We start from the raw sequence: 23,074 nt of genomic DNA, 5'->3' as shown, positions 1-23,074 counted from the left end.
ATGGAGATTGGCCTGCAAAGGCTGGTGGCAGTTTGATTGTGCAGCGCTTACCCTCCGTGCAATGCATGGAGGAAACGACTATGGATCTGATTCGTCAAATGGAGTACTCGCGTATCAAGGCGTTCTACAGGCTGCTGGTCGACAGGCTTGGCGAGCAGGCCTGGGCTAAGCGCAAGGCTGCCTATGAGGCGCGCGTACGTGAGAAGGAATATAACCTGAATCTTGCACTTCCGATCGAGCCTCAGCTCTTCGAGCCTGAAGACGGTGATGTGGACTGGTACATCTTGGCATGCGAGCTGGCCTATGACGTGCAGCAAAGCGATTCCGCCTATAGCAGTAAGCGCGTTTATCCTTATGCCCTGGCGATTGGCTCTGTCGCTGAGCAAGTCCGCAACATTCCGAACGTAGATAGCGTTATGGACAAAATGTTGGCGAACAACAACCAGCCCGACACCCAGCTCTTTGAGCTGTTGACCGCCTCGTTCTACCTGAAAAATGGATACAAGGTTTCCTTTCTTCCGGAACTGAGCATCACCTGGCCGGACGGAAAGACCAAGAAGACACCCGATCTACTCGTTCAAACAGGTGAAGAAGGCTTTTATGTCGAGTGCAAGCGAGCTGCTCAGCAAACTAGATACTCGCTGGATGAGCGGAATGCTTGGGCTCAAATCTGGGCGGTACTGAGCCTTCACATGTTGAGGGTCGCGCCATGGAGCATTGTTGATATCACTTTCCATGACCAGGTCAAACATGCGTCGGCAGAGGAAGTGATCAGGGTTGTGGATTTGGTACTTCAGAAGGGCGGAGGCCGGGTAAGAAACGGATCGATCAGTGTCGAATTGCGCTGGGTTGATCGGGGGCCTCTTGAGCGTCATTACCGTCGCTTCTCAGTCCGACCCAACTGCCCACAGCATGAGTTTTTGGTGTTCGGTGACGTAGACAGCAATGAAAAGCGCAGCATTGCAACGATCGCAGAAAGCATCGTGCGCGCCGGCACTCCCGATAGCATTCTCAACATCTTTGTCCAGGACGTTGCTAACTGCGTGGCTGCTCAGTGGCGCTGTGATCATGAGATATCGCTCGGGCTACGTTCGAAGCACTTCAAAAGCCTAATCAACGACGCGGTGACTCAGATTCCACCGGACAAACCTGGAGTCGTTCACGTGTTCTATGAAACCCGCGATGGCATTGCGATTGAGGAGATGAGAAGAGCGAAAAACATCGACAACATCGCGAACTACGATGCGTCCGGTACAACTGTGGCGGGCGTGCTCATGCACGCCGTGAACTATTACCCCTTGGAAAATGGTTACCAGTGGGCTGAAACCACGCAGGACTTCGCCCGCGTCCCTAATTTCATGGATATTTACCCTGTGCAAACCTTGATGCTCTCCTCTGGGGCTGCGCGTGAAGTCGAGGGTGATACCCATTGGCGGCAGGACAAAGCCTCTAAAAAGCCGCGATAGTGCTGTAATAGAGCTTTGGCTTAAGGTAGTGACACCTACCCCCAGCGTCGCCAACCCGAGGTCGTTGTAAGGTCTGGCAGAGCAGGGCAGGGCGGTCAGAATGACCATTAAAATCTGTGGCAGAATGGCGACGCCCTCAGGGACTAGCCACCACTGGATGAAGAACACTTGTCAGCATTGATGCCCCTTGTGCCGCTGTTTGATTACGCGACCCTGGACAAAGAGGTTTGCGTACCGCACCCAGTCACTGGTTTGCTCAGCTATGGCTATATCGAACCCTACAGTAGTCGTAACCTCACGTTGCCCGGTGGCGAGATCTACCTGCGGGTAGGCAAGCATCATGGTTTCAGTAAAGGCTTTGGTGTTCGCCATATCTGGGAAGGTCACGGTCATGAACTGGTCGGTGCTGGCTGCCCGAAGATCGAAGATGTCCCGGCTTTCGTAGCGGCAATTCTGTCGCAGGGGGCGCAGATTCTTTGCGAGGGGTATCAAACCCGTGATGGTTACCGTTTGACGATTGTGAGGGGCGCGAAGGGGGTTGTGATCCTCTCCCCACAGCTGGATGCCGAAGGCGAGAATTTCTATTCTGTAGTGACCGCTTACAAGGTTCTGAAGAAGCAGAGCGCGATGAAGGTCGGCACGCTGAAAGCAAAAAAGGCGCCGTAGGCGCCTTTTTAGAGAATTCATTGAGGGCTGGTAGTCGCAGCGCTTGCTTAGCACGTCCAGGCAGAGCTGCCTGAAAGGGGTCGGAAGCTAACCATTGTTGCCGGTTACCGCTACCGCACAGGTGGCGACCTGCGCAATCCACACTGATCTGCCAATATCGCCATGATCCAGATCAGCCCTGCTCTTATTGAGCCCTCGTGATCATTCTTGAGCAACGAGGGTCACTATGTCAACACAGAAAGTGGAAATTACTTCGGCAACCGCCCAGGTTTTGGGCTGGAGCGCCCCCGTCAAGCTGCTTGACGAGGATCACGCTGCAGAGCGCTCGCAGGCTATCGGCAACCATCTATCATAACGCTTCCCCCGCAGGATGCGGCAGCGAAGTCGACGTTCGGCCAAGATACTCTAGAACCCTTCCATGCGCCCCCGGTTCGCAGTGCTCTTCGCGGGTTACCAATCCCTGGCTTGGGCGAGCTTCTCGGTAATCTCGGGAACGAGGAATGCGATCAGTCGGTTGAGGCTGGGATCTTGCCGGAACGCCTCGTCATGATTCCTCATACCGTCCTTGATGACCTCAATGCGCCGAAGCCACGTACCTTTGGTGTCCTGCTCCTTCAGCAGATGCTCGGTATCGCATAGTTTGAGCGCCCAGCCAAACGGGTAGAGGTACTGCTTGTAGTGGTCGAACGCAGTGTTGGCAACGTTCAGTAAGCGCGGCAGGTTGTAACCGACAGGCCGGCCAAAGCGGGCGCTCAGCATCAGTGAAATCGCTCCATGAAATTTGCCCGTGCGGTAGTCCGTTGGCAGGTGCAAGCGCGGTAAAGCAACGCGCATCTTTTCCCGCAGAATAACCCAGGCGGCATCCGTTTCCCGGCAATCATTTGGGGCATGTTCGAACCAGAAGTCATAAAACGCCTGGCGGGCTTTCGAGATATCCAATGAGCTTTCCAACTCGGCACGAATGGCATCGTAGTCCTTGAAGAACACCTTCTGTGCCTTGGTATCTACAGTTAGCTGGTAGAGGAAAACCTCCTCCATCACCCACTCGTTGATGATCGTCTTGCCCCTCAGGTGCGGTACCGCATACCAGCAATCCATGGCCATGTGTTTCGCGTGTCGCGATCGCTCCAGTGTTGCCTCATTCACGATGAAGACGTTGTGGTTGTTCAGGTAGAAGATGTCTTCCTCGGAGGTTCGAGTGATGCTTGGATCGAAGCTCTGGAATACCCAGACCATGCCGCCGTTGTTCATTCGGTAGAATTCGCGCCGGCCTACGATCTCGGTTAGATAGGTGGTCGAGAGCTGCACCTCGAATGCCAGTCGCTGGCCGGCGTGTTCTACCTGCACATCCGGCTTGCGCCACTGCGCTCGGTCAGCAAGCCGCATGCCCTTCCAGACAGCTTCCACTTGCGGCTCGCTGCAGTTTTCATCGGCAATCAAGCTGTCTCGAATGATGCTCTTGAGCCTGAGGTGAGCAGAGCTTTCCTTGGCTGCGTTGTACTTAATGCAGTTGATCTGCTCAGCACTGAGTTGGCCACGCGTGGAAATCGAACACTTCTGCTCGACCTCCTCTCGCGGGTGGTGGCGGAAGTGAAAACGCCGACCTTTGGTGCGTACCAGGATGACCGGCGCCGAGCATAACTGGCAGACCAGCCAGGGTTCTTCGGGATTGCGTGCATACCTGCTGGCCAGCTCGCCCCGGTCTTTGATGACCAGGCTCAGCTCGCGGCTCAGGAAAACCTGCAGGTCGACGTTTTCGCCGTTCTCCATGTCGAGGATCTCGGTCAGGAGCATGGTGTCGGTGGGCTGTGCGATTTCATGGGTGAACATACGGCTTCCTTTCGTGGGGTCTCCTAACCAGCCTCCGGAAATCAGCGGCCCGCTGCCACCGAACCCTTTACACTTACTCACACCCTGATTTGCACACGGTCAGCGTCCACTGGTGCGCCATCTAGAAATCAGCGGACTCTCGTTCGCAGGCGGCATTATCGATCCTGGATTTCAGCTCTTCAGCAAATTCACGAATGGTGCGTATTGCCTGTTTAACCTCTTCCGTAGTGAGCTCGATCGGCTGATCGTCGACAGTCTTACCATTGCGGTGGACGATGTCATGGCGCTTGCTGCAGATGCGACCGATCTCGCCCACCTCCAAGCTGTCCATGTGTTTGCCAAACATCGCACCCAGCACCTCTTTCACCGTTCCGACGTTGTGCAGCGTCAGCTCCTTCAGTGTGGTGAGGACGATGCTCTCCACGAGCTTGGGCTGCTCGGCAACCTCCTTGAGGTTGATCGTGCGCGTACTCAGCTTCCGGTACCCAGCCACCAGATTGATCAGCAGCCCCTTGTCACTAACGACGAGCTTGCAAACGACAGAACTGATAAGCGCCTCCATCAAGGTCACGGCATGGGCATACACAAGCTTGTTCAGTGTATCGGTGTGCTGCTCACTATCGCCAAGCGTCAATAGGCTGGATGCGGTCGCAAGGTCTTCGGGAAAGTTGAGGAAAAACTCGCTATGCGTATGCCGGTTCAGCCATTGGAACTCAGCTTCTTCCTCTTCTCCGTCAAGCATGGCTGAGTACTCGGCGGCCAGCTCCGCCCAGCGCTCATCATCCTTGTCGATGTCGATTCCATATACCTGTTTGATCCCCTCAATGCAGCCTTGCTGTTGCAACTCGAAGAAGTGTTCCTTGACGCTGCTAATACGATGTCCTGTCCTGTGACGTTCATGGAGGGGTGTCGCTGTGCGTGGAAGCTCACGCAACGGATCGGCAAATCAGGTGTTGGTCTGCGGATGATCATCAGCGATCATGCCGAGCTTCCACGTACTTGTACTTTGCCACCATTATGCAAAAGGACGATGAGCACGCGATGGCTGAAAATGTAAATGTGTGTTCCGAGTGTGCATTCGATTCTTTTCTTGGCGAGCAGATCCGGCTCAAAGGTAGCGCCGTTGTGTGTGGGCTCTGTAACTCGACGCGTACGTGCTCACCGCTCAGCGAGATCGTTACCTGCGTGGAGGACGCCCTCGGTAAACACGTTTGTGTAGGAACTCACCGTCACGTTGGTGGCGACGGCGACTTCTTCGTAACGCATGGCGATAACATCGAGCACTGGATCATCTCGATGTTTGGTTGTTCAGCTAGTGAGCCAATCGTGGGCGCGGTTTGCAGCAACCTGACGTCCTTCCGGCGCGACGACGAATACCTGAAGAGGTCTTCCACACATGATCATATTGGCTTGAAATGGGGAGAGTTTGAGGAAGGTGTAAAGCACGGCAGTCGCTTTTTCAATCAGCAAGCCAGAGAATACTTAGACTGGCTATTCGAAGGGCTGCATAAGTACTCAGAAGAGTCAGAGGCTCTGTCTGTGGTGCGCGTGCTGACTCCTGAAAACGCTCCACCAATTTACCGCGCCCGCACCTGCATGACGTCGTCAAGCGTTGATGAAATCAGCGCCGATCCCGCGACCAAGCTCGCGGCGCCGCCTAAGGCGCTGGCAGGCGAGGGGCGAATGAACCCCAATGGCGTACCGGCATTTTATGGTGCCTTCAAGCGAATAACCTGCGTGGCTGAACTTCGACCTCCGGTAGGTGGGACTGTCGTCAGCGGGGAGTTCAGATTGAACAAATCGGTTAGCGTGCTGGACTTCGAACGATTCGAAAATGCCGATCTTGGGCTCGAGCCGAGCGTCTTCGATCCCGACTACTTCCGAAAGTCCGGGCGCAGGGAATTCCTCAAGTACCTGCACGATAAGATCACCGCACCAGTGCTCCCAGGATCGGAGAGAAATTATCTGGTATCTCAGTTCATCGCCGAATACCTGGCCACCTGCGTAGAGCCTCGTATCGATGGCGTCATCTTCAAGTCGGTTCAGGATCCCTCGGGAAGTAACATCACCCTGTTCTCGCATGTCGTCTGCGTAGAAACGGCATTGCAGTGGGAGTTCGACGGCAGCCATGGAGTGCGGGGGCCGAGACAATCTGACCCCCCTCGCATTGCGTATGTAAACGCAAGCCTCGTTCAGCACTCTATCAAAGCAGTGGAGTACCGCCCCATCGATAAAGCCCTCTCGGAGAGGGCTCAGGGCTGCGAGAGTATTTAGCCGGGGCGTTGCAGCAGCCAGGCGGCTGCTTAGCGGGTTGAGGTTACTGGCGTCGATGCTGACGCCGACTCGACTGGCAGGTCGGCTTTCGGGGCGGGTCTGATCAAGATGCCGACGCCGAAGGTTTCGGCCAAACCGGAAATGATCCGTTCCTTCGTACTCTGTGCGAAGTCGTCGCGGGTGACGCTGGACGCCGCCCCGAACAGAACAAGGATGACGATAAGGGTCGTGAGTGCATTGCCTACGACACCGCCGATGCCTCCAAAGAACAGCGCTTTGGAGCCATGTAAGAACTGCTCGAATTTCGACTCAGGCTTGTGCCGCTTGATGAAAAGCCAAAGCTCAGCCTTGTACTGCTCCTCCATCTCATCCAGCTTGTCCTGGATAGCCTGAGCCAGATAATCGTTGAACAGGTTGTTGGCGGTGTCTTTGTACATATCCACGGCAGGTAATTCTGCACAATGGACGTGGTTGCGGACTTCCGCGTCGCTGGGCTGCCTTTTGTTTCGCGACGCGAATTGCTGGAGATACTGCTGCTTGCTCTGCTTGTACATACAATAGGCGAGCTGCCCCACGATGTCATCGGGGTTCTCGACCAGCTTTTCGTACATGACATTGTGCTCCACCACCGACTCGTCGTCGTTGGCGGAGGGCTTGGGTAGGAAGGGCTTGGGAGGCGCTTTTTTGGGGCCTTTCTTACGCATCCTATCGAGAAGCCACACGCTTGACCTTCGCGAAGCGAGCGTTGATGGTGGCTGCACTCTCTGTGCTCAGACCGCGCGCAAAGGCACTCACAGCCTTTTTAGAGCTGTGGCGTTTCAAGACTTTGGACACAAGGTCGTTTTTGCCCATAAGGCTTTTGAGGAAAGCAGTCATAAATCCTCCTGATTCATAGGGCATTGTACACCAAACCCCGCAGCCTACCAACGGAGCGGAGGAACGCTGCGCCCTCTGCAGACGACCGTTCAGTGGCTGCCACGCAGGTAGATTAGGTGAAGCGCTATCTCTTATCAACGTCTGCTACCCGGTGCGCTGATGGAAAGCTCCACGAACTGCGTCTGGTAGAGCTGGCCAATAAGAATCAATGCACCGCCCAGAATATACGGCGGGCGGGGCGTATCGCAGCAAAGCCGATTTCTGCGGAGCCACCCCGGAGCGGATTCACGAGATCTTCATGTCCTCAGAGTGGCAAGCGGGTAGGCGGGATGGAGGCTGATGGTTATTTGACCAGATCCTAAATCTCCACAGGACGTAGCCAGAGAATCTCTGGGCGTGTTCGCTCGTCCGTACCTTTGGTGTATGTCGATGACTTGATGGATGATTCTAAAATCATCTACCCACGACGCTGACCCTTCTAGAGCCCATCGCACGTACTGTGCGGAAGCATATCAATCGATCTCTATTTTGCTCCTGAGCAAACAGCCTAGGGCATGTAAACTATCGAAAATTCCCCCTCCTGAATGATAGTGGCACAAATCTTTTTTGGGGGACGCGCTTGTGCCATCATTCCGTTCCGGGCAGCGCTTATCAGAAATTGAAGCGTATTGTCCTAAGCCTGCAGCTTGTCTTCTCCAGATCTATTGGGGCAGGAATTTTGACCGTTGAGCTGAATGATTCGGCTTTGTGTTTTGATGTCTAGGAGCGGAAATGAGTGGGCTCTCATCGTCAGTAGAAAATAGGTTGAGTAAGTTCCAGCCACCAGTAGACCATAAGGAATTTGAAAGGTTATGCGTAGACGTCTTTGAGTTTATCCTCAAGGCGCGAAATATTAAAATATTAAGTAAGTTGCACAATCGCGTGCACGCGTATGGGACTACCGGGGACAAGCAGTATGGTGTTGATGTAAGAGATCCGGCCACTATGGCTGTGGCGCAGTGTAAGAGGCAGGTTGACATAACTACAACCACGCTTCAGCGTGAGCTTAAGCTGCTCATGGAGTACGAAAAGGACGTTTCGCACTATTTTTTCTTGATTAGTCATTCGGATGTCAAAAAGTCATTGTCTGATTGGGTGGAAAAGAAAAATACCAAGGCGAAAGCAGAGCGTGATGACTCCACACCTTTTCCCTGCCTTCCTTCTGTTGCATTGCCAGAGCTGCACATACTAGGTTGGGATGAAATCAGGAGCTACCTTGGTCAAAGCACATTCCTGCTGTGGAAGTGGCAGGTGTCAATACCAGTCGGTCAAAACTTTCATCTGGATGGTTTAGATATTAATGGTCTTGATCGGGAAGTTAGAAGATTCAAGGATGAAATTGATCCCGCTGAAACACCTCTCTCTCAAGAAGCGATTGATGCAATTGAAAGCTTACTCTCAACAATCGACATTGAACGAATTCTTACTATAGGTGCTGGCCCGCTGATTGACGTAAAGGTAGTTAATGGAATCGGTACCTTTATAAATGAACTGGCTGAAACCTATAGAGTCATCCGCACATATCCCGAAGCCATCAGAAAAATCGATAAAAGAGACTTGATAGTAGTAGAGCAGGGGTATTCGTTACTTAATGATTTGGCTAGACAGAAGGCGCGGATTTCTGCGTATCCATACCTGCGAAGGATTCTATTTGCTTGCCAAGCTCTCCGTTGGTGCTTGACTCGACCTGAGTGCTATATGTGGGAGCCTGAAGAAGTCATTGACGAATGTGGAGATCAGCATGTGGTGGACGGCGTAACTCAGTTACGATTCAACTTTACCAAAAAGGAAAGTACATACTATGGAATAGCTTACACTGATCCAAAGGAAGTAATTAAGCTGACTGGGAAAATTGTCAAGGGGATAAGGTATCTCACTTCTTTTAGTTGAGGGCCCACCTAGGTATCTAATGGTGTAGTCGGTGTTAAATTAGCCTTTGGAATGTGTTTTTTGGCAGTGCCCGCCCCCACCGCTCGATTTTGCTTGAGGGCGGGGGGCTGAAGTCGCAATATCATTTAGCTGGCGACAGATTTCGCTTCAAGAATGTGAGTTCTTCTTCCTGCAAGGCGAGCGCGTCCTGCAGCTTACTGATTTCATATGTTTGCTTATTGATATTTTCTAAGTGTTCTCGTGATTGTTTCATGTAGAAATTTCTGCTCGCTTCGGTTTCTTTAAGCTTTTTGATCAGCGAGTTATTGCTATTGCGAGCGTCCTGAAGCTGTGTGAACCAATAAATAACCTCAAGCCGACTTAGCTCCAGAAGCTCCTCTGGTGTTTTTTGGCCAGCCTTGATAATAGCGTCATCTTTCTTTTGCTGAACGCGATTTTCTTTGATTACGTTAAGTTTCTCTAGTGGCCATTTGCGGTTATAAATGGTATTTCGATGCACACCAGATAGCTTGGCCAGCGATGAAACAGACGCAGATAGTGAAGAATCCTTTTCTAATTTACGCAGCGCCTCATTAAGTTGTCGCGTTACTGCCTCAAATAATTCTTCGTTCTTTTCATCGTATGGAGAAGAGCTCATACTACCAACTCCTCGCCCAATCCTTGCAGTACCGCCTCAGCCTCAGCGATTGCCGCCTTCATCTGCGCAATCGATTTCGCAAAGCCACCATAAATAAGCTGATCGGATGACTTGACCTCCGACTCGAGCTTTCTGACTGCAATCGTGTTTTGCACATAAATCTCGCGCCACTTGGGTGCATTGGCCTTGGTGACCACAGCGTTTTTGCAGCGATATGGGTTGCACCGAAGCGAACCGATACAAGGGAGCGATGCGTCGAAGTCCTCTGTAGCGTCGCCATAGCAGTAGCCTTGACCCACGTTGATGATCGCAAAGCCGAGCTCAACCATCCGATCAAAGATTTCGTCTCTGGTGTAGCCTGCCTCAAGATAGCCTTGGAAGTATTTCTTCAATCGCTCCCGATGGGCTCCGGCATTTTCACCCACGTAGCCGCCATCGGGATCGCAGGCATTCATGATGAATTCTTTTTCGGCATCGTGCCGAATGGCATTTGCGGCGTCGCGCCCCGCGTCGGAGGTGAGTGCTGAGCCGATATTGCCATAGTCAATCGTGACGGCGCTTAGGCGGTTTTGCCCAATGCCACTCACAAGATTTCCAAAATGCTTCAGTTGGTAGGAGATGAAAGGAAGTCCTACGGAAGCACGAAACATTTGATGCGCCAGGGAGTGACGCAGGGTATAAGCGGAGACATCAAGAGTTTCTAGTTCTTCGAAATCTAAGACTTCTGATAGGAACGCCCACAAAGTGTGGTCAAAATTTCCGATCGAATTTGCGCTTCCCTGTTGCCCAGGGGCCACGGTATTCATATTGGCTATCAAGTACGGGTTCTGCTTGAACCGGTTTAGTATTTGTAGTGTCCTTACGGCATCCATGACGATAGGAATCGCTGCCCATTTATCGCCAAAAAGTTTTCCAAACGCCTCGCGATTTTTAATGACTGTGCTCAGGATTAAATTGTGACCAAACTCACTTGTCGTTAGGCATCCTTGCGCCATTATGCCTGAGAGCTCGGATGGCCTCATGCCAGTGTATTGAGCGATTATGTAATATGCGCTGTTGCTGATGTGTGTAATGTACTGATAAAAGTCCTCATCCATCTTAGCCTTGGTCAATTTGCAGATGGCTTCCTTATCCTTAAACATTCCTTCACGTTGGAGAGACCAGTATTCTGGGTCGCTGTAGTAAAGGAACGGTTCGATTTCTTTTCCTGTATATCCTCTAGAAGTCAGACGAATGGCTACATAGATGTCAAAATTTTTCTTGGTGAGTTTGGCTATGGCTGCAGCGTCGTAACCACTAACCTTTACTCGTTCAAGGCCATCTTTGTCACAAACAGGTTCCTTCAACGCTTTCAGGAAGTCGACAACCGCGAAAGTGGCTTTGCGTGAGCATTTCTCAAAGATGTGGTTGTCAAAATGTTTTTGTTTTTTACGGATTTTAGGATCAGTAATGCTGTTTTGTGGCCACTCCAGAGTATGCATTTCTACAAAAGGCAGTGGCTTCGCAAACAGATTTTCGAGTAAAAAATGTGAGCGTAGGAGTGTGAATCCTAAATTCGTGACGTTCCGAAAAGCACGATCGTATACTTTGGCTTCTACAGCATAATCATCTTCACCGAAGTCTGCGAGGCTGTAGTAAGAAAGCTCGAAATATTCATCGCCCTGTTCACAACGTTTGCGAGCACACATTTTATCAATGAACGGGATGACTGACTTGAAAATATCGATGATGGTGTGCGGCTTTAAAGTTTTAAGCCTTTCTCCAGTTCGAATGGCCCCTGGCATTTGAAGTGCGCAGACGAATGCAATTTTCAACTCGAAGAGAATCGTTGAGTTAAGGTTTTTGTAGTTCCCAAAGTCAATCCTAGACTTTGAGCCCTGAATATTTCTCGCCAGAAGATGCGGTTCGTCATTGAAGTCCCATACCAAGTCCCTGATGACGCTGAGCTTACTCACGGGAAGATTCATAAGTGCATTGTGGATCGCAACAGGGTCGTAGCCGACGCTGGGCTCACCATGGCTGAGTTGGCCGGAGCTACTAAGTCCTTCGGCAAGAACGTTCTGAGCACTGAGTAGGCACAGGAATTGATCTCTTGCCGGTTTAATCTGGTAGATAAGGGTATCGAGCGAAGTCATCAAAGGGTCATACCTTCTACCAGGGTGCTTGTAATGATGTGTTCAGATAGTCGCTCGGCATACTCCAGTTGCTCGATATCGAAACCCTGCGCCGACGGTGTCAGGATGGAGTTCAGCGTTTCTAGGTTCTCCCGGATGATTCGCCCATAGGGAGTTTGCGCGACGGCGCTGGTCTCCATCATCGCGTTATAGTCCCTTCGCATAGCGAACAGGTCAGGCAGGTTAGAGACCGTAATGATGCTGTTTCGGCAGGAAAGGCATTTGTTCAGAAGCGAGCATGGGTTCCCTTCCTTATAGCTTGGCGATTTCCTGATCTCTGGTGGGGGATCGTAGACATTTCGACACTCGACCAGTCCAGTGCTGATGGTGACTGCTGGGGAGCTGAGGTCGTTTGGGGTATCGATGTTGGTCTTGGGAGCGTTTACGCTGCTCGCTTCATCCAGCACGAATTCCTTGTGTATCTTCAGCAAAGCTTCATCAACCACTTTCTGCGCGGTTTTGCTGAACTCTAACTGGTCGAGGTAGTTGATCGTGGTGGAGATGCTTCGATGGCCGAGAATCATTTGAATCTCACGCAGAGAAACACCCTGATCGACCAGTTCTGCTACAAGGCTAGGCCTTAACCTTGAAGCAGAGATTGCCATGTCGTCACCATTGTCTTTCTTCAAGTTATGATCTTTAGCAAACCGATTCATCACCAGGTTGATGATGTTGGAGTTCTCAATCGATTTGATCTCGCGATACTCGGATCTTTTCAAGGATTCATAAATAAAAAGCTTCTCTCTAACGGGAGGGGCAGCGCGGTCACGGATGTGACGAGTTAAGTAGATCACATCGTTGAAGATCTTCTCGACTTCAACGCTCTGAGCAACACTAAGCCAAGTGACGTCAGCATCCATGAGATCAAGGCCAGCATTCATGAGATCAAGGTGGTAGAGTTTTTCTCCGCCTGATCGCTCCTTCCAGTAGCGCAGGTAGGGCCGCTTGGTGATTTCATGGCATTTGATGAAGTCATCCACATCCAGAGATTTCACAGAGTCGGCATTGAGTCCTGTTACTTGTGCTAAGCGGATTAAATAGGGGGCGAGTAATCTGGATGTATATTCGTAGATGACACCCCAGCTCTTATAGATATCGATGATGCCAAATTCTGAATAATCCAGGATTTTGCAAAAAGCTTTCTCGTAGAAGTTATTTTGGTCAGCAAATGCACGGCTAAGGCGTTGGCAGTTGAGTTTGTTTTCAAAAATCCATCTGGCATTTTCTAGTGTGCCAAGGCCGCTCTGAATATGACCTTTAGCATTGACGGGGTCGCAGCCGCCATTAAACTGCTGGTAATCCGCCGCGAGTCGATTGGTTTCCTGGATTTCTAACTCGCAGGCCTCTTTGATTCTGATTCGCTCTGGAGAAGTATAGGGGCGATACTCATCGGTGCTTCTGCTTGTTTCGAACCCTTGAGTGTCCACAAAACTACTGAAGCCAATTCCTTTGATTTTCAACGAGCGCTTTAACATTTTGCGTGTGCATGAAATGGCATTGTCAGCTATATGCGATGTCGTTGCCCCAATGCTAAGTTGCTCTACCATGTAGTTTCGAAGCCGAGTCAAGTAGTTTGGCGTGATGCATTGCAATGCATGCTCAGTGCCGGTGTAGCCAACTTCTTGCAAGTGTTGACTGACATACCTGAAGCCTTCGACAAAATTGCGCTGCCCAGACTCAGACCTGGTAGCCATCGATGCTGCGGCAAACATGTGGAAGATTTGAATGAATGGGCGTGCGGGGTCAACCGGTACCAGGTCTTCGACATGCGAGAGCGGGATTGATCGCAGCGTATTCAGCTGCTTTTCCCAAGTCTCACCTTTTGGGAATTGCTCTTTCTTTTCGTCGATCTCAAGATTTCGCTCAGCAACTGTTTTGTAATTGGCGTCTACGACACCGCGTTTTTCTAGATCTAACAAGATGTCGCTGAAGGTTTGCTCTACAAGTGGGATATTCAAACGTGCCCACTTGAGATTTCCCATTCCCGGTACATTCTGGAGGCATCTGCGGACTGAAATGGTATTGCTTACAATCGGGATGGCTTGCTTCTCGGCATCCGTCATACCTTCATACCAGCACAGCAGCTTGCGACGCCATTCATTGGCAATCGAATTATGCCCGGGGATAATAATTTCCTCATCAATCATTCTTTGGATGACTGAATTTAGGATTGCGGTTCTCGTTTTGAAGACGCCATAGGATGTGTCCAGCTGGGTCTCTAAATAAGTGGGTGCGATAGCCGGCTCGCCCTTTTGATTAAGCTGCACATTAAGAAGGCTTGACCGGCTGGATTTGATCTTTTCGGCCCACGAGTCGATCTCTTTCGTGATATCGGCCTCCAAGCGCTTCTTGCGCTTTATCGGCTCTTGGGCGGCCTCTGTAAGTTCGCCTTCAGGAGATTCATATTTCATTTTTTGTCTCCTGTACGGATTCGCTTGGTAGTTCTTTCACGGAGTAGTTCCATCTCGCTGGCTTTGGTCTTTTCCACGGAATTAGGGTCGGCGAGCTTTTTATACAAATCATGAGGGATCAGCGTGTAACCCTCAGATGTCGTCTCCCGATTGTGCCCATACGACTTCGTGAGCGTAACGAGACGATCGACGTAATCATTGCCTAGGTCAGGGCTGTTGAGAATCGCGTATGCGCCGCCGTGGCGCAGCTTGTGCGGCGAGATGAGCCGCCTGGTTTTCCTCGCATTCCTGGCCCGCTTGGCGACGCGGTCAAAGAGCTTCTCGATGCTCTTGGTCTTGTAGGGCTCACCATGTGAGTTGAAGAACGCGGGTGTTTCTTCTGGAGTCGGGTATCGATTAGCAGAGCGCCGGTATAGAGGAGTCCTGTGGTAGTTCTCGATGCGTTCCAGCGTCGTCCGGCTGACCAGCGTCACACGCGGCTTGATCTGATTCTTTCTGCCCTTGCTCCCTTGGATATGGAGCGGGCAGTACTCCGCCTTCAACGGTCTTGCGTGAGACAATCCTGCGGTGATGAACTGCAGCTTCTGAAAGTCGAGCGCATCTCGTACCGCCTGCAGCGTAACGCGAGGTACTTCTGACTCCCGCATTCCAGTGTCGTATACGGCCTGGATCAGGCACCGCTCACGCTCCGATTCAGCGTGTAGGATCAACTGCTCCAGCTCATCCATGCTGCAGGGTTGAACGATACCCAGGGTGTTTGCTTTGCCACTCCAAATTAGGCCTGTCTCGTAGGGATTGTCCTCTCGGAGCGCCGGGCTCTCATCAAACTGCTTGCATAGAAACGTTGTGAACAGGTGATGATGGGCTGAGTCCCTTCCTTTAATTGTTTTGGGCGCAAGGCCTGCAGTGTTCAGGCCGGCCAGATAACTCTCAAGCCTACCTATAGTGACGCTCAACAACGCTTCGTCTCGGTCACTGCTCTCAAACTCCACCTGGGTCTTCAGGTCATCCAGAAGGTACCCAATACGGTACGCGTAGGACTTGGTGCTGGCATCAGCCAGTAGGTTATTCCGGTAGTTGCGGCAGAGATATTCCGAGGTCAGGGGTTGGAGTTGCTCGCCACTCCCTATCAACACGCACCCGGTGACCTTCACTTCGAGATGTTGAGCTTCAGGTTGGGACAAGAACTGCTCCCGATACTTGCCTTCAGTCAGGACAGAATTTCTTAGGTCTAGGAGCTTTCCCTTGACTGCAACCATCTTCATCAACGCACCACCTTCGGTTTCCATTTCAATCAGTTGAGGAACCAGCGGTGTGCATTATGAGTGGGGAGATAAGGTAAGGGGAAGTGGGTAGGACGGGGGGTACAGAGGGTGTTGTGCAGTTTAGTGTAGGGGGGTAGAAATCACAGCTTCCGCGGCATGATCGGTGCCAATCACCAGGCCATGGGCCGCGCCGGCGATGGTGTACTGGGCGACCATGCGCATGCGCGCCTTGGTGTTGCCGAGCACGAAGTCCACCGACACCGCGTGTTTGCCTTCGAACGCCGCGACTTCGTTGGCCAGGGATTTGACCGCCGGGCCGATGTTCACCGTGTGGCGCTCATCCGGCTTGATGAAATCCACAGAGGCCTGGGCGTCATGTTCATCGAACTGGGTTTCGTACGGCAGCCGCACGGCGATGAACTTGTAGGCGGCATCACCGCTGCGCTGACGCAGTTCACGGACCGCACGCTGGGCCAGCAGCCCGGCAGTCAGCGAGTCGACGCCGCCACTGATGCCCAGCACCAGGGTCTTGAGCCCGGAATTGACCAGGCAATCCTGGATGAAGGTAATCCGCCGGGCGACTTCCGCTTCGAGGGCGGCTTCGTCGGCGAACGGCGGTTGAACCTTGAGCTGTTCAGCAATCTCACGCTGTACGGCTTGCATGAATTCACTCCTTGCTAGAGGGGGGCAGGAACTTGGAAAACGTGTCGCAGATAAGCGACGAAATTCGGGTCTTTGCAGTGAGTCTTGCCGGGCTCGTCGGAGATCTTCGCCACCGGCGCGCCGTTGCAGGCGGTCATTTTAAGCACGATGCTCATCGGTTCGACACCCGGAATATCACACGTCAGGTTGGTGCCGATACCGAAGCTGACGTTGATTCGACCCCGCAACGCCCGAAAAATCTCCAGGGACTTGGGCAGCGTCAGGCTGTCGGAAAAGGTCAGCGTCTTGCTCATGGGGTCGATGCCGAGCTTGTGGTAGTGCGCGATGGCTTTTTCCGCCCATACCACCGGATCGCCCGAATCGTGGCGCAAACCGTCGAACAGTTTGGCGAAAAACAGGTCGAAATCGCCCAGGAATGCATCGATGGTGATGCAGTCGGTCAGCGCAATCCCTAGCAGGCCACGGTATTCGCGGACCCAGCAATCGAGGGCGGCGATCTGGCTGTCGATCAGCCGCGGGCCGAGTTGCTGGTGGGCCATGATCCATTCGTGGGCCATGGTGCCCAGCGGTTTCATGTCCAGTTCCCGGGACAGGTGCACATTGCTGGTACCAACGAAGCGCCCGGGGAAATCATGCTTGAGCACGTTCACCACTTCTTCCTGCACACGGTAGGAAAAACGACGACGGGTGCCGAAATCGGCTACCTGCAATTCGGACAATTCGTCGCTGCTGGCGTTGGCGGTCAGCCAGTCGAACTTGCGATAGAGCTGCTCGCGCGCCTGTTCCAGGACAATCTCCCGATAGCGGTATCGGTTACGCACCTCACTGACGATTGCCAGAATCGGTACCTCGAACAGGATCACGTGCAACCACGGCCCCCGCAAACGGATGAACAATTCGCCGTTTTCGATGCCGGTGTGGATATAGCGCAGGTTAAAGCGAAACAGCCCGAGAAAGCGCAGAAAATCCGGTTTCAGGAAGCTGATGCGCTCCAGGAAACTCAATTGATCGGCGCTCAGGCTCAATTCGGCCAGCCGTTCGATCTGGAAGCGGATCTCTGCCAGATACGGGCGCAAATCTTCGCTGTTACGGCAACGAAACTCCCATTCGACTTCTACGTTCGGGTAGTTGTGCAGCACCGCCTGCATCATCGTCAGTTTGTAGAAGTCGGTGTCGAGCAGGTTCTGCACGATGCGATCGGCAAACACACTCTCGCTCATAACGGGGGTTCTCCACATGGAATAAGGCTAGTGGCGCATATCGGTGGTGGGTATTGCCAGCGATTTTTGCACCGCCCTACACCTGCTCCAGCATCCACTTGACGAAATCGCGCACCTTGGGCACTTCCGCCGAATGTTCCGGGTATGCCAGGTAATAGGCATCGGTGCTGGGCATTGCATGCTGCCAGGGAATGACCAGTTTGCCGTCAGCCAGTTCCTCTTCCACCAGAAACCGTGGCAGCAATGCCACGCCGCAGCCGACTTGCGCCGCGCGGATGCACATGTAGAAGGTTTCGAAGCGCGGACCGTGGTAGCTGTGTTCGGTGTGGTAGCCCTGGCTGTCGAACCAGTCGTGCCAGGCCTGGGGACGGGAGGCGTTTTGCAGCAGGACCAGGTCGGTGAGTTGCGTCGGGTCGGTGAATGGCGTATCGGGCAGGCTGCCTGGCGCACAGACTGGCACCAGCTCTTCGCTGAACAACTTCAGGCATTCGGTACCAGGGCGAGAACCCTGGCCGAAGTAGAACGCCAGGTCGCTGCGCCCCTGTAGCAGGTCGTCGGCTTCCTGCTCATTGCACAGGTCCAGGTGGATCGACGGATGGCGCAGGCGCCAGCCCTTGAGGCGTGGCACCAGCCAGCGAGCGCCGAAGGTCGAGGGTGTCGAGACGCGCAAGACTTCGGTTTCACCACCGTAGGAACGCAGGTAATGGGTCGACATCTCGACCTGGGTGAGGATTTTTCGTACCTCCACCAGGTACAGATCGCCCGCTGGCGTCATTTGCAGGCGTCGGCGAACCCGGCGAAACAGCAGGTGCTGCAACAGCTCTTCAAGTTGCGCCACCTGTTTACTGACGGCGCTCTGGGTCAGGTTTAGCTCTTCCGCGGCCCGGGTAAAGCTCAGGTGGCGGGTCACGGCTTCGAAACACTGCAGTGCAGCGATCGAGGGCAAATAGCGTTTGTTCAGCATGGGCGGTCCTTTGTACTTGTCTCTTTATTGCCAACAATGCACAGCATGAATAAACGGAATGATATCTCTCTTAATGGTCGTTTGTTGAGTAACCTCGGTAGCGCTAAAACTACAGGTCTGATCAGTCGTGATTCGGCGGCTGCACACGTTCCGTTTTTTGCTTGAGGAGTGACCCATGGTTGCCGCATTGCTTGATCGTCTTGGTGTGAACCCGGCCCTGTACCAGAACGGCAAAGTGCCGGTGCATTCGCCAATCGATGGCAGCACGATTGCCGCCGTCAACTGGGAAGGTGCCGCTGAAGTCGAGCAGCACATCAGTCGTGCAGATCATGCATTCGAATTGTGGCGCAAGGTGCCGGCGCCGCGTCGCGGTGAGCTGGTGCGGCAACTGGGTGACATCCTGCGCGAATACAAGGCCGATCTCGGCGAGTTGGTGTCCTGGGAAGCGGGCAAGATCACCCAGGAAGGCCTGGGTGAAGTTCAGGAAATGATCGACATCTGCGATTTCGCCGTCGGCCTGTCCCGCCAACTGTACGGCTTGACCATCGCCTCCGAGCGTCCTGGCCACCACATGCGCGAAACCTGGCACCCGCTGGGCATCGTCGGCGTGATCAGCGCCTTTAACTTCCCGGTGGCGGTCTGGGCCTGGAACGCCACGTTGGCGCTGGTTTGCGGCAACCCGGTGATCTGGAAGCCGTCGGAAAAAACCCCACTGACCGCATTGGCCTGCCAGGCACTGTTCGACCGCGTGCTGAAGAATTTCAGCGATGCGCCACCGCACTTGAGCCAGGTGGTCATTGGCGGTCGCGATGCCGGTGAAGCCTTGGTCGATGACCCGCGTGTCGCGCTGGTCAGCGCTACCGGCAGCACCCGCATGGGCCGTGAAGTGGCGCCAAAAATCGCTGCGCGTTTTGCCCGCAGCATTCTCGAACTGGGCGGCAACAACGCGATGATCCTTGGCCCAAGCGCCGATCTGGACATGGCCGTTCGCGCGATCCTGTTCAGCGCCGTCGGCACCGCCGGTCAGCGCTGCACCACGCTGCGCCGCCTGATCGCCCATGAGTCGGTGAAGGAAGAAATTGTCACCCGCCTCAAGGCCGCCTACTCCAAAGTGCGTATCGGCCACCCGCTGGAAGGTAACCTGATCGGTCCGCTGATCGACAAGCAAAGCTTCGACAACATGCAGGACGCACTGGAGCAGGCGCTGAGCGAAGGCGGTCGGGTGTTCGGCGGCAAGCGTCAGCTTGAAGACAAATTCCCGAATGCCTACTACGTTTCGCCGGCCATCGTCGAAATGCCGGAGCAGAGCGATGTGGTCTGCCATGAAACGTTCGCACCGATCCTCTACGTGGTCGGCTACAACGATTTCAACGAAGCCCTGCGTTTGAACAACGCTGTACCGCAAGGCCTGTCCTCGTGCATCTTCACCACCGACGTGCGTGAAGCCGAGCAGTTCATGTCGGCGGTGGGCAGTGACTGTGGCATCGCCAACGTCAACATCGGCCCGAGCGGCGCGGAAATCGGCGGTGCGTTTGGTGGTGAGAAAGAAACGGGCGGTGGTCGTGAGTCCGGTTCTGATGCATGGCGCGGGTACATGCGTCGTCAGACCAACACCGTGAACTATTCGCTGGAGTTGCCGTTGGCGCAGGGCATTACCTTTGACTGATATTTCAGTGAGGCAGTGATCCCTGTGGGAGCGAGCCTGCTCGCGAATGCAATCTGTCAGTCGACATCAACGGTGACTGATAAACCGCTTTCGCGAGCAGGCTCGCTCCCACACTGATTTGTGTGTGTTGGTTAGGTTTCCGTTGGAGTCTGGCAATGCCGTTACGCGAAGAGTGTCTGTGGGAAAAACTGACGCCGCAAAGGCCCGACAACTCGGCGCTCAAGGGTGAGGTGAAAGTCGATGTCTGCGTCATTGGCGCAGGTTTTACCGGGCTGTCGGCGGCGGTGCATTTGTTGGAGCAGGGCAAAACGGTGTGCGTGCTCGAAGCACACCGCGCAGGCCACGGCGGTTCGGGGCGCAACGTCGGGCTGGTCAATGCCGGCATGTGGATTCCCCCGGACGAGATCGAAGCCGGGTTTGGCGAGGCGGTCGGCAGTCAGCTCAACCGAATGCTCGGCGCAGCACCTTCATTGGTGTTCAGCCTTGTGGACAAGTACAACATCGATTGCCAGTTGCGCCGCGAAGGCACATTGCACATGGGTCACAACGCCCGTGGCGAAGCTGACTTGCGCAGTCGTGAAGAACAATGGAAGCGCCGTGGCGCCCCCGTCGAATTGCTCACCGGTAAAGCGTGTGAGCAAGCGACAGGCACCAAGAAAATCGCCGCGGCATTGCTCGATCGTCGTGCTGGCACGCTCAACCCGATGGCTTACACCACCGGCTTGGCCAAGGCGGCAATGGGCCTGGGCGGTCAGTTGTTCGATCATTCCCCGGTGACCCGCCTCGAACGGCAGGGGCAACGCTGGTCGGTGCAAACTGCGCAGGGGTCGGTCCTTGCCGAGCAAGTGGTGATCGCTTCCAACGCCTACACCGAGGGTGACTGGACCGAGTTGCGACGCAATTTCTTCCCCGGTTATTACTATCAGGTGGCCTCGGTCCCGCTGACCGAAGACGCGGCCCGGCAAATCTTGCCCGGTGGCCAGGGTTCCTGGGACACCCGCCAGGTGCTCAGCAGTATTCGCCGGGACAAGGACGGGCGCCTGCTGCTTGGCAGTCTCGGCAATGGCAATCAGAAACCGGCCTGGTTTCTCAAGGCCTGGGCCGATCGCGTGCAGCAACATTACTTTCCTTACCTCAAGCCGGTGGAGTGGGAGTGCACCTGGACGGGGCGCATCGCCTTCACCCCGGATCACTTGATGCGCCTGTTCGAACCGGCACCCGGAATAGTGGCAGTGACCGGCTACAACGGTCGGGGCGTGACCACCGGGACGGTGGTTGGCAAGGCATTCGCCGATTATTTGTGTAACGGAAATCCTCAAGCGCTACCCATTCCCTTCGCTCCAATGCAGCCACTGGCAGGGGTGGGATTGCGTAGTTGTTTATACGAGGCCGGTTTTTCGCTGTATCACGCAGGCCAGTGCCTGCGGATCGTGATCTGAATGTTGATTTTTGCTGTTGAAAGCGGCGCTTTTTTGATCAGCAGCTAGCCTGTAGTGGTGCGGGTTGTAGCAGTCCCGCACCAGCAGTGTGCACTTCGGTGACGCACGTTGTTACAGGCTGGTTGCACGTCGTTTAGTGCCGCGGTTGCAATGATGGCGCGGGCGGGTTGCGCCTCAAAAAAATAATGGTTTTACCTTCCGCGGTTTAGACGGTTGCACGCCCAATGAAAATGGGCCCGAGATAGTCGAAATAAGAATAAAGCAGCGACTTTTTTAAGAATAAAAAACCGATGGCACGGCCCTTGCTCTGAGCAATCAGTGAAGTCGCAGTGCCAATTAAAAAAACCATGGAGCACCACCTCATGTCCCAGACGTTTTACAAGAAAGGCTTTCTGGCCCTCGCAGTGGCAGCTGCTTTGGGTGTTTCTGCGTTTGCTCAGGCTGACATCAAGATCGGCGTAGCGGGTCCAATGACGGGCGCCAATGCGGCATTTGGCGAGCAGTACATGAAGGGTGCACAGGCAGCAGCCGATGCGGTCAACGCAGCGGGCGGCGTGAACGGGGAAAAAATCGTACTGGTCAAGGGCGATGACGCCTGCGAACCGAAACAGGCTGTGACGGTCGCCAAGGACCTGACCAACCAGAAAGTCGCCGGCGTGGTTGGCCACTTCTGCTCCTCCTCGACCATCCCGGCTTCCGAGATCTACGACGAAGCGGGCATCATCGCCATCACTCCAGGCTCCACCAACCCACAGGTGACCGAACGCGGCCTGAGCGCCATGTTCCGCATGTGCGGTCGTGACGACCAGCAAGGCATCGTGGCCGGCGACTACATCGTCGACGTGCTCAAGGGCAAGAAGGTCGTGGTTCTGCACGACAAGGACACCTACGGCCAAGGCCTGGCTGACGCCACCAAGGCCCAGCTGGTCAAGCGCGGCGTAACGCCAGTGCTGTATGAAGGCCTGACCCGTGGCGAGAAAGACTTCAGCACCATCGTGACCAAGATCCGTGGTGCCGGCGCTGACGTCGTCTACTTCGGTGGCCTGCACCCGGAAGCCGGTCCTCTGGTTCGCCAGCTGCGTGAACAAGGCCTGAAAGACGTCAAGTTCATGTCCGACGACGGCATCGTGACCGACGAACTGGTGACCACCGCAGGCGGTCCGCAATTCGTGGATGGCGTGCTGATGACCTTCGGTGCCGACCCACGCCTGCTCCCAGACAGCAAGACCGTGGTAGACGCCTTCCGCAAGGCCGGTACCGAGCCTGAAGGCTACACCCTGTACGCCTACGCTTCGGTGCAGACCCTGGCGGCTGCCTTCAACGGCGCCAAATCCAACAAGGGCGAAGAAGCGGCTGCGTGGCTGAAGAAAAATCCGGTCAAGACCGTCATGGGCGAGAAGACCTGGGACAGCAAGGGCGACCTGAAAGTCTCCGACTACGTGGTTTACCAGTGGGACAAGGATGGCAAATACCACCAGCTGGAAAAACAGAAGTAAGGGCTGACTCAATCACCTGAACCCACAGATCCTCGTGGGAGCGGGCTTGCCCGCGATGGCGGACTTGCAGGAGACAATTTTGTCGAATGTTCTACCGC

The 23,074-nt window shown here is 54.1% G+C and carries 17 protein-coding genes and 1 pseudogene; 7 read left to right on the top strand and 11 right to left on the bottom strand.

The window, feature by feature from the left end:
• Positions 1 to 80: 80 nt before the first annotated feature.
• Complete coding sequence (locus tag PG5_RS13235; RefSeq protein ID WP_020797636.1) at positions 81 to 1,466, top strand: hypothetical protein; 1,386 nt, start codon at positions 81 to 83, stop codon at positions 1,464 to 1,466.
• Between the two features lie 168 nt (positions 1,467 to 1,634).
• Positions 1,635 to 2,132, top strand: coding sequence for a hypothetical protein (locus tag PG5_RS13230; protein WP_256228284.1), 498 nt, complete (start codon positions 1,635 to 1,637; stop codon positions 2,130 to 2,132).
• A 450-nt stretch (positions 2,133 to 2,582) separates the two neighbouring features.
• Here PG5_RS13230 and PG5_RS13225 read toward each other — a convergent pair whose 3' ends face one another.
• Complete coding sequence (locus tag PG5_RS13225) at positions 2,583 to 3,962, bottom strand: DUF6035 family protein (RefSeq protein ID WP_020797634.1); 1,380 nt, start codon at positions 3,960 to 3,962, stop codon at positions 2,583 to 2,585.
• 121 nt (positions 3,963 to 4,083) lie between these two features.
• The gene (locus PG5_RS13220; protein WP_020797633.1) at positions 4,084 to 4,806 is read right to left on the bottom strand and encodes a HEPN domain-containing protein; all 723 of its coding nucleotides are present in this window, start codon (positions 4,804 to 4,806) and stop codon (positions 4,084 to 4,086) included.
• Between the two features lie 197 nt (positions 4,807 to 5,003).
• Here PG5_RS13220 and PG5_RS13215 point away from each other — a divergent pair, with 197 nt between their 5' ends.
• On the top strand, positions 5,004 to 6,236 hold the full coding sequence (locus PG5_RS13215; RefSeq protein WP_219736431.1) for an RES family NAD+ phosphorylase: 1,233 nt from the start codon (positions 5,004 to 5,006) through the stop codon (positions 6,234 to 6,236).
• A 29-nt stretch (positions 6,237 to 6,265) separates the two neighbouring features.
• Here the strand turns inward: PG5_RS13215 and PG5_RS13210 are convergent, their stop codons facing one another.
• Both PG5_RS13210 and PG5_RS34445 read right to left on the bottom strand, forming a co-directional pair.
• Positions 6,266 to 6,940 carry a hypothetical protein gene (locus PG5_RS13210; RefSeq protein WP_256228281.1) on the bottom strand — a complete coding sequence of 225 codons (675 nt, stop codon included), beginning with the start codon at positions 6,938 to 6,940 and terminating at the stop codon, positions 6,266 to 6,268.
• A gap of 1 nt (position 6,941) precedes the next feature.
• Positions 6,942 to 7,112 carry a hypothetical protein gene (locus PG5_RS34445; RefSeq protein ID WP_020797630.1) on the bottom strand — a complete coding sequence of 57 codons (171 nt, stop codon included), beginning with the start codon at positions 7,110 to 7,112 and terminating at the stop codon, positions 6,942 to 6,944.
• A 771-nt stretch (positions 7,113 to 7,883) separates the two neighbouring features.
• Here PG5_RS34445 and PG5_RS13205 point away from each other — a divergent pair.
• Positions 7,884 to 9,041: a hypothetical protein gene (locus PG5_RS13205; RefSeq protein WP_020797629.1), complete on the top strand. Its 1,158-nt coding sequence runs from the start codon at positions 7,884 to 7,886 to the stop codon at positions 9,039 to 9,041.
• Between the two features lie 121 nt (positions 9,042 to 9,162).
• Here PG5_RS13205 and PG5_RS13200 read toward each other — a convergent pair whose 3' ends face one another.
• The 7 genes and pseudogenes from PG5_RS13200 to PG5_RS13170 form a co-directional block, all read right to left on the bottom strand.
• Positions 9,163 to 9,678 carry a hypothetical protein gene (locus tag PG5_RS13200; RefSeq protein ID WP_020797628.1) on the bottom strand — a complete coding sequence of 172 codons (516 nt, stop codon included), beginning with the start codon at positions 9,676 to 9,678 and terminating at the stop codon, positions 9,163 to 9,165.
• Positions 9,675 to 11,813: a hypothetical protein gene (locus tag PG5_RS13195; RefSeq protein ID WP_020797627.1), complete on the bottom strand. Its 2,139-nt coding sequence runs from the start codon at positions 11,811 to 11,813 to the stop codon at positions 9,675 to 9,677. The genes PG5_RS13200 and PG5_RS13195 overlap by 4 nt, the downstream gene beginning before the upstream one ends.
• Complete coding sequence (locus PG5_RS13190) at positions 11,813 to 14,263, bottom strand: tyrosine-type recombinase/integrase (RefSeq protein WP_020797626.1); 2,451 nt, start codon at positions 14,261 to 14,263, stop codon at positions 11,813 to 11,815. Before PG5_RS13190 ends, PG5_RS13195 begins: the two co-directional genes overlap by 1 nt.
• Positions 14,260 to 15,528: a tyrosine-type recombinase/integrase gene (locus tag PG5_RS13185; RefSeq protein WP_020797625.1), complete on the bottom strand. Its 1,269-nt coding sequence runs from the start codon at positions 15,526 to 15,528 to the stop codon at positions 14,260 to 14,262. The genes PG5_RS13190 and PG5_RS13185 overlap by 4 nt, the downstream gene beginning before the upstream one ends.
• Before the next feature lie 138 nt (positions 15,529 to 15,666).
• Positions 15,667 to 16,191: pseudogene (nadE, locus tag PG5_RS13180) on the bottom strand (NAD(+) synthase); the annotation flags it as partial.
• 14 nt (positions 16,192 to 16,205) lie between these two features.
• On the bottom strand, positions 16,206 to 17,411 hold the full coding sequence (gene pncB, locus PG5_RS13175; RefSeq protein ID WP_020797623.1) for a nicotinate phosphoribosyltransferase: 1,206 nt from the start codon (positions 17,409 to 17,411) through the stop codon (positions 16,206 to 16,208).
• A 76-nt stretch (positions 17,412 to 17,487) separates the two neighbouring features.
• On the bottom strand, positions 17,488 to 18,375 hold the full coding sequence (locus tag PG5_RS13170) for a LysR family transcriptional regulator (RefSeq protein ID WP_020797622.1): 888 nt from the start codon (positions 18,373 to 18,375) through the stop codon (positions 17,488 to 17,490).
• A gap of 175 nt (positions 18,376 to 18,550) precedes the next feature.
• Here PG5_RS13170 and PG5_RS13165 point away from each other — a divergent pair, with 175 nt between their 5' ends.
• The 3 genes from PG5_RS13165 to PG5_RS13155 all read left to right on the top strand — a co-directional run bounded on the left by PG5_RS13165 (position 18,551) and on the right by PG5_RS13155 (position 22,976).
• Complete coding sequence (locus tag PG5_RS13165) at positions 18,551 to 20,041, top strand: aldehyde dehydrogenase family protein (RefSeq protein ID WP_020797621.1); 1,491 nt, start codon at positions 18,551 to 18,553, stop codon at positions 20,039 to 20,041.
• Positions 20,042 to 20,196: 155 nt separating this feature from the next.
• On the top strand, positions 20,197 to 21,480 hold the full coding sequence (locus tag PG5_RS13160; protein WP_020797620.1) for an FAD-binding oxidoreductase: 1,284 nt from the start codon (positions 20,197 to 20,199) through the stop codon (positions 21,478 to 21,480).
• 362 nt (positions 21,481 to 21,842) lie between these two features.
• The gene (locus PG5_RS13155; RefSeq protein WP_020797619.1) at positions 21,843 to 22,976 is read left to right on the top strand and encodes a branched-chain amino acid ABC transporter substrate-binding protein; all 1,134 of its coding nucleotides are present in this window, start codon (positions 21,843 to 21,845) and stop codon (positions 22,974 to 22,976) included.
• The last annotated feature ends 98 nt before the right edge of the window (positions 22,977 to 23,074 follow it).

Source organism: Pseudomonas sp. G5(2012) (assembly GCF_000408945.1).
GTDB classification, from domain to species: Bacteria; Pseudomonadota; Gammaproteobacteria; order Pseudomonadales; family Pseudomonadaceae; genus Aquipseudomonas; species Aquipseudomonas umsongensis.
The sequence above is the reverse complement of the archived record's forward strand: the minus strand, read 5'-3'. Positions and strand labels throughout refer to the sequence as shown.